We start from the raw sequence: 13,069 nt of genomic DNA, 5'->3' as shown, positions 1-13,069 counted from the left end.
AGGAAAACAGACCGCCCGGCGCAGTCCGTTTGGTGCTGTTCTGATGGCTTACCGAGGTGGCGGGCGAAGCACCTGCGACGAGCGGGCTCGGACCCCGGCGCCGCGAGGGCGCGCATGCTACGAAAAGGGTCCTGGGCGTGTTGTCGACGGGCGATAGAAGAGCCGTCTTGGGGAAACGTGGGTCGTTCCAGGGCCCGTTATGGCTGATTCACAGCGGATGAGAGCGGTTCTGTGGGCGCGAGCGCCGGCCGCTTTGAGGCTCGTCTGGGACGAGGTGATGGCAGCTGGATGCTCGTCGTCGGGCGGCCGACCGCAGGCGGTTCGGTGCGCTTGCGCCCAGGCTGCGATGAGCTATTCCTGATGGTGGATGTTCACCCGATGGAGGCCGCCATGACACCGCATGCCCGCCCCGATGTGCCGCAACCAGACCCCGTCGTACATGACAAACCGGGCGATCTGCCGCAGGTGCCCTGCCCCGACGACCTCGACGACTACAAGCCCGGTACGCCGTTTGGCGGCCAGGCGGTCGCCGACGAGGCGCCAGAGCCTACCTAGTCGCCAGCGATCAGCAACGGGTTGTAGCCGCTGCGCGCGTACTGGTCCTGCTCGGCCAACAGCAGGTCCAACGCCAGGCTGGCGAGGTCGTCGGCCACAGGGTCGGCGCGGCCGTGTATTTCACGCTGCATGACCTTCAGGTAGCTGTTGCAACCGTCGCAGGTCTCGGCCTGTACCGGCAGGAAGGGCTTGCCCTTCTCGTCATCCAGCGCGAGGTAGGTCAGCTTGCCGCTGCTGTCGCATACGCTGCATTTCACGCGTTCCAAGTGCCATTCGGTCGCGCACAGCGAACAGTGCAGGTAGCGCACGCCGCTGCGGTGGCGTTCGTTATGGATGACGCTGGCAACCGGTGCCGAGCCGCACGTCGGGCACAGCGCGCGAGCCTCGCCAGTGGGCCGCTCGGGCGGGCGTGGCAGACTCATCGCCAAACGCGCCCAGCTCACCTGCATCGCCGCGGCCACCAGCGGCAGCAAGGGTCTGGTGGTCTCATCACCCGGGCTCGCCTCGAGGACTGCCTCGGCAAGCGTATCGAGGGCCGCACTATCCATGTTGCGCAGCGTGTCGATGAAAGGCCGCTGGCGGGCACCTACGTGCAGCTCCACCGCATCGAGCATGGCCTTGAGATCACCCTGCCAGCCGACATCACGCCGCAAGGCGGCGAAACCCAACGGCGGCATACCGTGTTCAAGCGCCCGGTCGAACGCATCCGCCTGCGGACGCCAGGCCGGCTCGTGCTCGGTCAGCACCTGGTGCTGGGCCTGGACGAGCCGCGCCATGAAGGCCAGAAACTCGTCCAGCGGCGGCACCTGCTCGACCAGCTCGCGCAGGCGCGTCGCCCGTTTGCTGAACAGCTTGGCATCCGGCAGCACCACATAAGGCGCCTCCATGATTCCGGAAGGCGCATTTCCATAGGTGTGGTTCACTACTGCTCCTCAGGTTCGTTTGGACGGTACGTCGCGGTTGGGCGAGAGACCGCCCGGATCGTCATAGCCTTCCTTGCGGCGAACTTCGTCGTACCACAAGCCATGATGATGACGCGCCCAGGCATGGCTGACGCGGCCCTGCGTCATGGCCCGCACCGAGCCTTTGACCCAGATGGCGGCGTAGATGTGGACGATCAGCGTGATGATCGCAATGAAAGCCGCGATGGCATGGATCATCACCGCCCACCGCAGCGCCCAGACGGGCATGTCACTGGCGATCCAGGGGCGCCAGAGCACGATGCCGGTAATCAGCAATACCGGCACCGTGGCCAGAAAGAGCCAATACACGAGCTTCTGCCCGGCGTTGTTCTTGCCGACCGGAGGCAGTCGTTCGTCCCGATTGCCGAGCACGTCCCGGATCTGCTTCATCCACTGCACGTCGTGTCGCCGGAACAGGTTGTCTCCGAAGAAACGCACCATCTGGATGACAAAGAACAGCGACATGAACACCCCGATGTAGGGATGCACGATACGAGTGGGCTCCGGCCCGCCAAATAGCGCGGTCAGGCCGAAGAACGCCGGGTAGAACAACGCAAGGCCACTCAGGGCGAGTAGCACGAAGCTGATCGCGATCAGCCAATGGTTGACGCGTGCCCACCAGCCGTACCGCAGGATGCCGTGCTTGACGTTGGAATGGCTCATAGCCGGTCCTCCCCGCGCCGGTCGAGGTCGCGATCGGCCGCCGCTAGTTCTGGGTCTGGATCGTCCTCCGGCTCCTCCTTCGGCCCCTTCATGACGTAATGGAAGAAGCCCGCCAGCACCGACATACCGAGCGCCACGGACATGATCGGCTTGGTCACGCCCTTCCACAGCTCAACCGTCGGGCTGATGTGCGGGTCCTTCGGCAGGCCGCTGTAGATTTCCGGCTTGTCGGCATGCTGCAGCACGTAGACCACATGGGTGCCGCCCACGCCCGGCGGGTCGTAGATGCCGGCGTTCTCATAGCCTCTGCCCTGCAGGTGGGCCACCCGATGGGCACCGTAGTCGAGCATGTCTTCCTTGGTGCCGAACATGATGGCCGAGGTCGGGCAGCTCTTCACGCAAGCCGGCTCCAGGCCGTGATAGACACGGTCAGAACACAGCGTGCACTTGTAGGCCTTGTTGTCCTTCTTCGAGATCCGCGGGATGTCGAAGGGGCAGCCGGCCACACAATAGCCGCAACCGATGCAGTGTTCTGAGTTGAAGTCGACGATGCCATTGGCGTACTGCACGATGGCGCCGGGAGACGGGCACGCCTTGAGGCAGCCCGGTTCGGCGCAATGCATGCAGTTGTCCTTGCGGATCAGCCATTCCAGGTTGCCCTGTTCGTCCTCGTACTCGCTGAAACGCATGACCTCGAAGGACTCCGGCGACAGGTCCTGAGGGTTGTTGTAGGTGCCATCGCATTCGCCGACGTCGTCACGCAGGTCGTTCCATTCCGAGCACGCCACCTGGCAGGCCTTACAGCCGATGCACACCGACACGTCGATCAGTTTAGTGACCTTTTCGACCCCGCCGTGCCGCACCTGGGGTGACGGCGTTGTAGTGGCCGACCGGGCGATGATGTTCTGCAGGTTGATCTGGTCGCCTCGCATCAGACGTCACCTCCGATTTTTTCCACGTTCACCAGAAACGACTTGAATTCCGGTGTCTGGGTATTTCCGTCCCCCACGAAGGGCGTCAGGGTGTTGGTCAGGTACGCCTTCTTCGCGACGCCCTTGAAGCCCCAGTGAATCGGGATTCCGACCTGATGCACAGTGCGACCATCGATCTGCAGTGGCACCAATCGCTTGGTGACTACCGCAACCGCGGTGATGAAGCCCCGCTTGGAGCGAACCCGTACCCGCTCCCCGGCCACGATACCCAACTCGCCCGCGAGCACTTCCCCGATCTCGACGAACTTCTCCGGCTGCGCAATCGCGTTGAGCCGTGCATGGGTCGTCCAGAAATGGAAATGTTCGGTGAGCCGGTACGTCGTCGCCGCGTACGGGAACTCCTTGTTCGTCCCGAACGTGTCCCGGTCCTGCTCGAACACCCGGGCGACCGGGTTGTGCATGGCCAAGGGGTTGTCCGGGTTCATCGGGTTACGGTCGATCGGGCTCTCCATCGGTTCGTAGTGCTCCGGGAAAGGCCCTTCGTTCAACCATTCGCTGGAGAAGAAATGGCCCGTACCCGTCTGCGTCACGATGAACGGCCGCACGCCGGCCGACGGTGGAGAGGTCAGTGGGAAGTCCGGCACGTCCGCGCCGGTCCAGCGTTCACCGTTCCACCAGACGAATGCCTTGTTCGGCGCCCACGGCGTGCCGTCCGGCCGTGCCGAGGCACGGTTGTAGAGCAGCCGACGGTTCATCGGCCAGGCCCAGGCCCACCCCAGCGTATTGCCGGTGTTGTAAGGGTCGGAGTTGTCCCGCCGGGCCATCATGTTGCCTTCTTCGGTCCAGGCGCCCGAGTAGATCCAACAGCCACAGGCCGTGCTGCCGTCGGCACGGAGCTCGCTGAAATCCTTCAACAGCTCGCCCTTGCGGCGGATGACCTTGCCGGTGTCGTCGGTAAGGTCGGCCAGTGCCCGGCCGTTGTACTCCTTGGCCAGCTCGGATGCGGCGGGGAACTTCGGATCCTTGTAGTTCCAGCTCATGGCGAGGATCGGATCGGGGAAGGCACCGCCCTCTGCCTGGTACATGGCCTTGAGCCGCAGCATCAGCTCACCGAGGATCTCGGTATCGGTCAGCGACTCGCCTGGCCCCGGTGCCGCCTTGTCGTGCCATTGCAGCCAGCGCGAACTGTTGGTGATCGAACCGGAGTCCTCGGCGAAGCAGGTGGTCGGCAGGCGGAACACCTCGGTGCCGATCTGCGACGGATCGACGTCGTGGTATTCGCCGAAGTTCTTCCAGAACTCGCCGGTTTCCACCTTCAACGGATCCATGATGACCAGGAACTTGAGCTTGGACAGCCCTTCGACCACCTTCGCCTTGTTGGGGAAGGACGCCAGGATGTTGAACCCCTGGCAGAAGGCCCCGGTCATCTTGCCCAGCGTCATGTCGTTGATCGCATACAGCACGTCGTAGATCGGCTCGGACAGCTTGGGCAACCAGTCGTAGCACCAGTTGTTTTCCTTGGTCGCCACGTCGCCGTACCAGTCCTTCATCAGGCTGACGAAGAACCGCTCGTAGAACTTCCAGTAGGACACCTCGCCTTCGAGCAGTGGTGGCTTGATGCGGGTCTTCATGTAGTCGTCATAGGACTGCAGGTTCACCGACGGCAGGTTCATGTAGCCCGGCAGCAGGTTCGACAGCAGACCGATGTCAGTCAGGCCCTGAATGTTGGAGTGCCCGCGCAACGCGTTGACGCCGCCGCCGGGCATGCCCATGTTGCCGAGCAACAGCTGCACCATGGCGCCGCAGCGGATGATCTGCGATCCGATGGTGTGCTGGGTCCAGCCCAGGGCGTAGAGGATCGTCATGGTCTTGTCGGGGGCCGACGTCTGCGCCATGAGGTCCCAGAGTTGCAGCACCGTCTCCTTCGGCATGCCGCAGATGGTCTCCACCTGGTCCACGGTGTAGCGGCTGTAGTGCTGGTGCAGCAGGCGGAACACGCAGCGCGGGTGCTCGAGGCTCGGGTCGCGACGGACGAAGCCGTCGTCGCCCATCTCGAAGTTCCAGCTCTGGCGGTCGTACCTGTGCTTGTCTTCGTCGTAGCCGGTGAACAGACCATCCTCGAAGCCGAAGCCCTCTTTTACGATCAGGCTGGCATCGGTGTATTCGCGCACGTACTCGTGGGCGTAGCGACCGGTTTCGATCAGGTAATTGATGAATCCACCGAGGAACGCGATATCCGTGCCGGTACGAATCCAGGCATGGTAATCGGCCACTGCCGTGGTGCGATTGAATCGCGGGTCGATCGAAATCAGGATCGCATTGCTGCGCTCCTTGGCTTTCATGACCCAGCGGAAACCAACCGGGTGTGCCTCAGCGGAATTGCCGCCCATGGACAGAATGACATTGGCATTGCCGATGTCCGTCCAGTGGTTCGTCATGGCACCGCGACCAAATGAAGGGGCAAGACCTGCCACCGTTGGTCCGTGTCAGACGCGCGCCTGGTTGTCCATCTTGAGGATGCCCAGAGCACGGGTGATCTTCTGCGTCAGATACGCCGTCTCGTTGGTGCAGGCCGAAGCGGCGACCATCGAGGTCGTCATCCAGCGATTGACCAGCCTGCCCTGCTCATCATGGGTTTCGAAGTTCCGATCGCGGTCGTCCTTCATGTGCCGCGCGATGCGCGTCAGGGCTTCATCCCAGCTGATCCGCTTCCACTCGTTGGTGAAGGGATCGCGCACTTCGGGGTATTTGACCCGGGACTCACTCTTGATGAAGTCCAGCACGCCCGCCCCACGAGGGCAGAGCGAGCCGCGGCTGACCGGATGATCCGGATCGCCTTCGACATGGTAGATATCATCGACCACGTTGGCGGCGCCATCGCCACGGGAATAAAGCAGCATGCCGCACCCTACCGAGCAGTAGGTGCAGATGTTGCGAGCGATTTTCGCGCCCGTCAGTTTGAAATGACGTACTGACGCTACGGCTTCATCAGGCGCAAACCCCATCATGGCCATGCTCGATGCGCCTACACCTGCCGCACCGAACTTCAGGAACTGTCGCCGGGATACTCGCACGGTCATCGGTATCTCCTGTCTGCTTTGTTATGTTCTGCTCATCGAATAAGTCGACTGCAACCGCTCTACGATGGTTCCTGCAGGCCGACGATGGGCTTGGCGCATGGTCGCTGCGCCAGTTCTAGACTAGCTGGCATCTGGCCAAGGGACAGGTCACCGGTCGACTCAGGAACCGACGTCGAGCATTTTGAGCAGGCGTGCCGAGAGGCTCTGACGCGCCGCCCCGTAGCTGGACCAGGGATCCTCCGTCAGCGTTTGCAGTCGCGCCTGCAGGTTGAGGATGTTCCATTGATCCGCCCCGGCGAGCTGCTCCAGCTCGTTGCGGGCGATGGGGACCGATACCGGTAGCCCAGGCCGTGCGCGCGCCGAGTAGGCCGCCACCGTGCTGGCCCCGCGTTGATTGCGCAGGTAATCGACGAAGATCTTGCCGACCCGATTCTTCGGTCCCATCTTCGCCACGATCTTGTCAGGCGCCTCGGTAGCCAGGCGTGTCGTCACGCCGCGTGCAAACTCGTTGGCGCATTCCCAGCCCTGACGGCGATCGATCGGCACCACCACGTGCATGCCGCGGCCCCCACTGGTCTTGAGAAACGCACGCAAACCCAGCGTCTCAAGCAGGTCGAGCGTCAAGCTGGTGGCTTCGACCATGCTCGACCACGGCAGCTCGGGATCCGGATCGAGGTCGAAGACCAGGCGGTCGGGACGGTCGATGCGATCGCTGCGGGCATTCCACGTATGGAACTCGATCGTGCCCATCTGCACCGCTTCCACCACGGCCGTGACGCTGTCGGCCTGGATCAGGCGCGCATGCTCAGGATCGAGCGCCTTGTCCAGGACCCGCATGTGCGGCATCTTCAGGCGCCCGCAATGGCGCTGAAAGAAGCGTTCACCCCCAACCCCTTCAGGCGCGCGTACGATCGACAGCGGCCGGTTGGCCAGCTGTGGAGTCAGCCAGTCACCCACTGCCAGGTAGTATTGCGCCAGCTGCAGCTTGGTCGCACCGCTCTGCGCATCGATGACCCGCTGAGGATTGCTGATACCGATACCGCCCACATCGGGACGGCCGCTCTTGCCGGTGTTTGCAGTCATGCGTAGCCCTCGCCGACTCAGCTGGCTTTCTTGCTACTGGACTTGCTCGCCGTGCTCTTGCCCGCCGCCGTCGTCTTGCTACCGGCCGCGGTTTTGCTCGTCGTCGACTTGGCCGGCGCCTTCTTGCTCGCCGCGCTCTTGCTGCTGGTGCGTTTGCGCGGTGCCGCCTCTTCTTCGCTGGCCTGCTCCGCGTCGTCATCCTCGTCGGCTGGCGCCGCCTTTTTCGCCGACTTGCCGGCCAGGCTGCGCTTGAGCAGCTCGGTCAGGTCGATGACATCGGCACTGCGGCGGTCGACGGCCTCTTCCGGCCCACCGACGGCCTCGATCTTGCCTTCGCGGGCTTTGGTCTCGACCAGATCCATGATCTTGTCCTGGAAGGTGTCCTTGTACTGCGCAGGATTCCATTCTTCGCTCATGTCCTCGACCAACCGTTTGGCCATGTCCAGCTCGCGAGGGTTCAGGTCGGCGCTGAGTGCTTCGTCCTTCATCTCCAGGTACTCGACCCCACGTACCTCATCGGCCCAGCGCAGTGTGTTCATCACCAGCGCCTTGCCCAGCGGCATCACCACGGCCAGGTGCTGCTTGTTACGCAACACCACGTTGGCGATGCCGACCTTGCCGGTCTCGATGAGTGTTTCGCGCAATAGCGCATAAACCTTTTCGCCGCGCCGGTCGGGCGTGAGGTAGTACGGCGTATCGATGTAGAGAAAGGAAATGTCCTTGGCATCGACGAAGGCGACGATGTCCACCGTCTGGGTGGCTTTCGGGTGCGCCGCCTTGATCTCGTCATCGCTGATCACGACGTAGTTGCCCTTCTCGTACTCCACGCCCTTGACGATGTTTTCGCTGTCGATGTCTTCGCCGGTGGTCTTGTTGATGCGTTTGTAACCGACCCGATCCATGCTGCGCTTGTCCAGCCAGTCGAAGTCGATGCCCTGCCGAGTCGTGGCAGGTACCAGCGCAACGGGGATGTGCACCAGCCCGAAGCTGACGGCACCTTTCCAGATCGTACGGGGCATAGCCTTCCCTCCTCTCGGCGCGGTGCGATCAGCCGTTGACCACGGTACCGCCATTCACATGAATCACCTGGCCGCTGACATAGGACGCGTCATGGCTGGCCAGGTAGACGTAGGCCGGTGCCACCTCGTCGGGTTGCCCGGGACGCTCCATCGGCACGTTGGCGCCGAATTTCTCTACCTTGTCCGCATCGAAGGTCGACGGGATCAGCGGCGTCCAGATCGGCCCGGGCGCTACTGCGTTGACCCGGATACCGCGTTCGGCAAGGTTCATCGACAACGACCGCGTGAATGCCGTGATGGCACCCTTGGTTGCCGAGTAGTCGAGCAGCTGCGGGCTGCCCTTGTAGGCGGTCACCGAGGTCGTGTTGATGATCGCCGCGCCTTTGTGCAGATGCGGCAGTGCAGCCTTGGTCATCTGGAACATGCCGAAGATGTTGGTGCGGAAGGTCTTCTCCCACTGCGCTTCGGAGATGTCCTCGAGCTTTTCCTGCGGATGCTGCTCGGCGGCGTTATTGACCAGGATATCGAGCCGGCCGAGCGTGCCCAGCGTCTCGTCGACCACCTTGCGGCACACCTCGCGATCGGCCACGTCGCCGGCAAAGGTCAGGCACTTGCGGCCGTGCTCTTCGACGACTTTCCGCGTCTGTTCGGCGTCCTGATGCTGGTCAAGGTAGAGAATCGCTACGTCGGCACCTTCGCGTGCGAACAACACGGCGACCGAACGGCCAATGCCACTGTCACCGCCGGTAATGATCGCGACCTTGCCTTGCAGTTTGCCGGCGGCCTTGTAGTCCTCGCCACGGAACTCAGGACGCGGATTCATCAAGCCCTCTTTGCCTGGCTCGGGTTGCTCCTGGGGTGGCAGGGTCTGGTTGTCGTCGGCCATGCAGAATCCTCCGTCAAGGTGAATAACCTGTCTTCGGAGGACTTGAGCCGCGTGGGAAAAGTTTCTGTGAAGCGATGATCGGGCCGGGGTGCGGCCCTGCTCAATCGACGCGAAGGACGACCCGTCCGCGCGGTATTCCGCTCTCGACGTAGCGATGCGCTTCGACCACCTGGTCGAAGCCAAACACCTTGTCCACCTGAGGGGTGATCAACCGGTCGACGGTGAGTTGATTGATGTGCAGCAAGGCGCGATCGACGGCCTCGCGATTCTGCTTGATGCCCAGCTCTGGCTGCCCGGTGAAATCGCACAGGCAGTGAATGAAGAACTTGAAGTTCTTCTTGAAGGCCGCACACGCCGGAAACGCCGTTTCATTGCCGCCGTTGAGCCCGTAGAGGATCAGCTTGCCGCGCGGCGCGATGACATCGCCCAGCAGCTTCATCTGCGAGCCGCCACAAGCGTCCAGCACTACTTCGACGCCCGCACCGCCGGTGATTTTCTGCAGCCGCCCGACCAGGTCCTCTTCTTCGGTCACGATCACCGTTTCGGCACCCAGCTCGCGCAGGAAGTCACGATCCTCGGCCGTTTCGCACGTGGCGATCACTCGCGCGCCCAGTGCCTTCGCTACCTGGACAGCGGTCGGCCCGGTGCAGTGGCGAGCCTGGGTCACCAGCACATATTGCCCAGGTTCGAACTGCGCCAGCTCGACCAGCGCGAAGTAGGCCACCAGCGCGGGAGTGTAGTGAATGGAGGCCTCGATCGGGCCGAGCATGTCGGGATAATGGACCAGCGAGGTATGCGGCAGCAGGGCATGCTCGCCATACGCGGGGTATTGGTTGAGGTCATGGCCCGGGAAACTCGCCACGTGGTCGCCCACGGCGAAGCCGTCCACATCGTCACCAACGGCCAGCACTTCGCCGGCGATCTCGCTGCCGAGCCCGGATGGAAGCTGCGCATGACGCGGTGCAAGATCCTGTCGCCAGAGCACGTCGTTCCAGCTCACGCCGATAGCGCGAACGCCGATCAGGACTTCGCCGGGGCCTGGCCGCGGCACGTCCTGCTGCTCATAGCACAGGACGTCGGCAGGGCCGAACTGATGGAAACGAATGATACGGGACATTGAACGACCCCTCGATTACTACTGTGTGAGTGACTCTATCTGCACCTTCGGTACAACTCCAGCCGAGATTCCCGCATTCCGCTCGATAGTCGCCATGCGCAGGAATGATGATGCTTTGTATGTAAAGCCGCATCACAACCTGCAGGTTTGTGTAATTGCAAAGCGGAAATGGACATGCCGATGTCGCTTCGATCTGTCTAGAATGCAGTCGCACCCTGAAGTCAGCCGCGCCCTTCGTCTGACCCTCGCTTGAAGTGAAAGGCATGAATCGCAACGACCTTCGCCGTGTGGACCTGAACCTGCTCATTGTCTTCGAAACGCTGATGCACGAGCGCAGCGTGACCCGGGCGGCTGAAAAGCTGTTTCTCGGCCAGCCGGCGATCAGCGCTGCGCTGGCACGCCTGCGCACCCTGTTCGACGATCCGCTGTTCGTGCGCACTGGCCGCAGCATGGAGCCAACCGCGCGCGCTCAGGAAATCGCCAGCCTGCTCTCCCCGGCACTGGATTCGATCTCGACCGCGGTCAGCCGTGCCTCGAGCTTCGATCCGGCCACCAGCGAGCTGGTGTTTCGCATCGGTCTGACCGACGAGGTCGAATTCGCCTTGCTGCCTCAGCTGCTCCGGCGCATCCGCGCCGAAGCGCCGGGCGTGGTGCTGGTGGTGCGGCGTGCCAACTACCTGCTGATGCCGGGCCTGCTGGCCTCCGGCGAGATCTCGGTCGGGGTCTGCTATACCCAGGAGCTGCCGGCCAACGCCAAGCGCAAGATATTGCGCCGGCCGAAACCGATGCTGCTGCGTGCCGACAGCATTCCCGGACGCATGACCATGGAAGACTACTGTTCACGTCCGCACGCCATGGTGTCCTTCGCCGGCGACCTGAACGGCTATATCGACGAGGAGCTGGCGCTACACGGCTGCAAGCGCAAGGTGGTGCTGGCGGTCCCGCAGTTCAACGGATTGGCCAGCCTGCTGGCTGGGACCGACCTGGTCGCCACCCTGCCTGACTACGCCGCATCTGCCCTGGCCGCCAATGGTGGCGTGCGCGCCGAACCGCTGCCGTTCGAGACCAGCCAGGACTTCGAACTGTCCATGGCCTGGCGCGGCGCGCAGGACAACGATCCCGCCGAGCGCTGGCTGCGCTCGCGTATTCAGATGTTCGTCGGCGATCCGGACAGTCTCTAAATAGTCGCTGCGCGTCACGCGCCATCAGCCGGGTTCTCTTCGCGGTCAAGACCGCTCCCACGGTTAGCCGCAGCCTGTGATCCCGCACGGCCAGCTTTTATTTGTGGGAGCGATCTTGATCGCTAATGCGTGCGGCGCGGTGCTTGCTGGTGGATCGCCGTGCGGGAAGTCGTTCGCGGTCGAGACCGCTCCCACAGTTAGCCGCGGCCTCTGATCCTGCACCGCCAGCTCGCACGAGTATGCGCCCCCATCACCGGCAATGATATTCACATTCGCCTCGTTCGATTTCTGCATCGCAGGACCAGCCGGCACACTCCCGCCATCGATAAAAACCCGAGTTGCGGAGTCAAGCATGGAACGTTCACTCAAAGCCTTGCGTTACCCATTGGTGGCGCTCGCCGCTGCCCTCGTGGGTGCCTGCGGACAAGCGCCAGAAGCCACCGAAGCGTCGGCGCCAGCGCCTGCCGTCAGCGTCGCCGAAGTCATCGAGCAGCAAGTCACCGAATGGGATGAGCTCACCGGAAGGCTGGAAGCACCGGAATCGGTGGAGGTACGCCCGCGGGTATCGGGCTACATCGACAAGGTCGCCTTCCATGAAGGTGCGCTGGTGAAGAAAGGTGATCTGTTGTTCCAGATCGATCCCCGTCCCTTCGAGGCGCAGGTCAAGCGCCTGCAGGCCGAACTGCAGCAAGCGCGCGCGACCGAGCGGCGCACGGCCCGCGAGGCCGAGCGTGGTGAGCGGCTGCGGGCCAAGAATGCCATTTCGGCCGAGCTCGCCGATGCCCGTATCAGTGCCGCCAGCGAAGCGAAATCCGCGGTTGCTGCGATCCAGGCGCAACTGGACGCCGCCAAGCTGGACTTGAGTTTTACCCGTGTGACCGCACCGATCGATGGCCGCGTCGGGCGCGCGCTGATCACCGCCGGCAACCTGGTCAACGCCGGCGAAGCGTTGCTCACCACGCTGGTATCCACCGATAAGGTCTACGCCTACTTCGAAGCCGACGAGCGCACCTACCTGAAATACCGGGAGCTGGCACGCGAAGGCGCGCGCGGCGAAGCGACACCCGTCTACCTTGGGCTGTCCAGCGAGGATGACTATCCACACCTGGGCCATATGGACTTCATCGACAACCAGGTCGATCCTCGCACCGGCACCATTCGCGGCCGCGCCGTGTTCGACAACCGTGACGGGCGCTTTACCCCCGGGCTGTACGCGCGGCTGAAGCTGGTCGGCAGTGCTACCTACGAGGCAGTGCTGATCAAGGACGTCGCAGTGGGCACCGACCTTGGCAAGAAGTTCGTGCTGGTGCTCGGTGACGACGGCAAGGTCAGCTATCGCTCCGTCGAGCTGGGTCCGAAGCTGGAAGGCCTGCGCATCGTTCGTAACGGCTTGAACGAAGGCGAAACCATCGTCGTCAACGGCCTGCAGCGTGTTCGCCCGGGCGCCACAGTGCAGCCGGAAAACGTGCCGATGGCAGACGCCGACACCCTCGCCGCACTGCGTGAGCAGAACCGCGCGATCACGGCCGCGTTCAAGACCGAAGTCGTCGAGCACAACGTGGCGCGCCGCCCGAGCAGCTAAGGCGTGCGC

11 protein-coding genes are annotated in these 13,069 nt (G+C 63.2%); 3 read left to right on the top strand and 8 right to left on the bottom strand.

What is annotated here, in order from left to right:
- The first annotated feature begins 390 nt into the window (after positions 1-390).
- Complete coding sequence (locus KVO92_RS01910) at positions 391-555, top strand: hypothetical protein (RefSeq protein ID WP_180984004.1); 165 nt, start codon at positions 391-393, stop codon at positions 553-555.
- Here the strand turns inward: KVO92_RS01910 and fdhE are convergent.
- From fdhE to KVO92_RS01870, 8 genes are all read right to left on the bottom strand, one after another.
- Positions 552-1,442: a formate dehydrogenase accessory protein FdhE gene (gene fdhE, locus KVO92_RS01905; protein WP_217475395.1), complete on the bottom strand. Its 891-nt coding sequence runs from the start codon at positions 1,440-1,442 to the stop codon at positions 552-554. The genes KVO92_RS01910 and fdhE overlap by 4 nt on opposite strands.
- A gap of 45 nt (positions 1,443-1,487) precedes the next feature.
- The gene (locus KVO92_RS01900; protein ID WP_217474007.1) at positions 1,488-2,180 is read right to left on the bottom strand and encodes a formate dehydrogenase subunit gamma; all 693 of its coding nucleotides are present in this window, start codon (positions 2,178-2,180) and stop codon (positions 1,488-1,490) included.
- Positions 2,177-3,112, bottom strand: a complete 936-nt coding sequence (gene fdxH, locus KVO92_RS01895; RefSeq protein WP_217474006.1) for a formate dehydrogenase subunit beta — start codon at positions 3,110-3,112, stop codon at positions 2,177-2,179. The genes KVO92_RS01900 and fdxH overlap by 4 nt, the downstream gene beginning before the upstream one ends.
- On the bottom strand, positions 3,112-6,192 hold the full coding sequence (gene fdnG, locus KVO92_RS01890) for a formate dehydrogenase-N subunit alpha (protein WP_217474005.1): 3,081 nt from the start codon (positions 6,190-6,192) through the stop codon (positions 3,112-3,114). Before fdnG ends, fdxH begins: the two co-directional genes overlap by 1 nt.
- A 159-nt stretch (positions 6,193-6,351) precedes the next feature.
- Positions 6,352-7,275 (bottom strand): non-homologous end-joining DNA ligase, encoded by a 924-nt coding sequence (gene ligD / locus KVO92_RS01885; RefSeq protein ID WP_217474004.1) that lies wholly within the window; start codon positions 7,273-7,275, stop codon positions 6,352-6,354.
- Between the two features lie 17 nt (positions 7,276-7,292).
- On the bottom strand, positions 7,293-8,294 hold the full coding sequence (locus KVO92_RS01880) for a Ku protein (RefSeq protein WP_217474003.1): 1,002 nt from the start codon (positions 8,292-8,294) through the stop codon (positions 7,293-7,295).
- 28 nt (positions 8,295-8,322) lie between these two features.
- Entirely contained in the window at positions 8,323-9,180 is an 858-nt protein-coding gene (locus KVO92_RS01875) for an SDR family oxidoreductase (protein WP_217474002.1), read from the bottom strand.
- A 100-nt stretch (positions 9,181-9,280) separates the two neighbouring features.
- A complete protein-coding gene (locus tag KVO92_RS01870) occupies positions 9,281-10,297 on the bottom strand; it encodes a zinc-dependent alcohol dehydrogenase family protein (protein ID WP_217474001.1) in 1,017 nt (338 codons plus the stop codon).
- A gap of 263 nt (positions 10,298-10,560) precedes the next feature.
- Here KVO92_RS01870 and KVO92_RS01865 point away from each other — a divergent pair, with 263 nt between their 5' ends.
- The gene (locus KVO92_RS01865) at positions 10,561-11,478 is read left to right on the top strand and encodes a LysR family transcriptional regulator (protein ID WP_254621259.1); all 918 of its coding nucleotides are present in this window, start codon (positions 10,561-10,563) and stop codon (positions 11,476-11,478) included.
- 352 nt (positions 11,479-11,830) lie between these two features.
- Positions 11,831-13,060, top strand: coding sequence for a multidrug efflux RND transporter periplasmic adaptor subunit MexE (gene mexE / locus KVO92_RS01860; protein ID WP_217474000.1), 1,230 nt, complete (start codon positions 11,831-11,833; stop codon positions 13,058-13,060).
- Positions 13,061-13,069 lie beyond the last annotated feature (9 nt).

The sequence above is a fragment of the Stutzerimonas stutzeri genome (assembly GCF_019090095.1).
GTDB lineage: Bacteria > Pseudomonadota > Gammaproteobacteria > Pseudomonadales > Pseudomonadaceae > Stutzerimonas > Stutzerimonas stutzeri_AN.
The sequence above is the reverse complement of the archived record's forward strand: the minus strand, read 5'-3'. Positions and strand labels throughout refer to the sequence as shown.

Coding starts and splice junctions, on each gene's coding strand:
- fdhE (WP_217475395.1), bottom strand. CDS start 1,442: ATGGAGGCGCCTTATGTGGTGCTGCCGGATGCCAAGCTGTTCAGCAAA.
- mexE (WP_217474000.1), top strand. CDS start 11,831: ATGGAACGTTCACTCAAAGCCTTGCGTTACCCATTGGTGGCGCTCGCC.
- KVO92_RS01880 (WP_217474003.1), bottom strand. CDS start 8,294: ATGCCCCGTACGATCTGGAAAGGTGCCGTCAGCTTCGGGCTGGTGCAC.
- KVO92_RS01865 (WP_254621259.1), top strand. CDS start 10,561: ATGAATCGCAACGACCTTCGCCGTGTGGACCTGAACCTGCTCATTGTC.
- ligD (WP_217474004.1), bottom strand. CDS start 7,275: ATGACTGCAAACACCGGCAAGAGCGGCCGTCCCGATGTGGGCGGTATC.
- KVO92_RS01870 (WP_217474001.1), bottom strand. CDS start 10,297: ATGTCCCGTATCATTCGTTTCCATCAGTTCGGCCCTGCCGACGTCCTG.
- KVO92_RS01875 (WP_217474002.1), bottom strand. CDS start 9,180: ATGGCCGACGACAACCAGACCCTGCCACCCCAGGAGCAACCCGAGCCA.
- KVO92_RS01910 (WP_180984004.1), top strand. CDS start 391: ATGACACCGCATGCCCGCCCCGATGTGCCGCAACCAGACCCCGTCGTA.
- KVO92_RS01900 (WP_217474007.1), bottom strand. CDS start 2,180: ATGAGCCATTCCAACGTCAAGCACGGCATCCTGCGGTACGGCTGGTGG.
- fdxH (WP_217474006.1), bottom strand. CDS start 3,112: ATGCGAGGCGACCAGATCAACCTGCAGAACATCATCGCCCGGTCGGCC.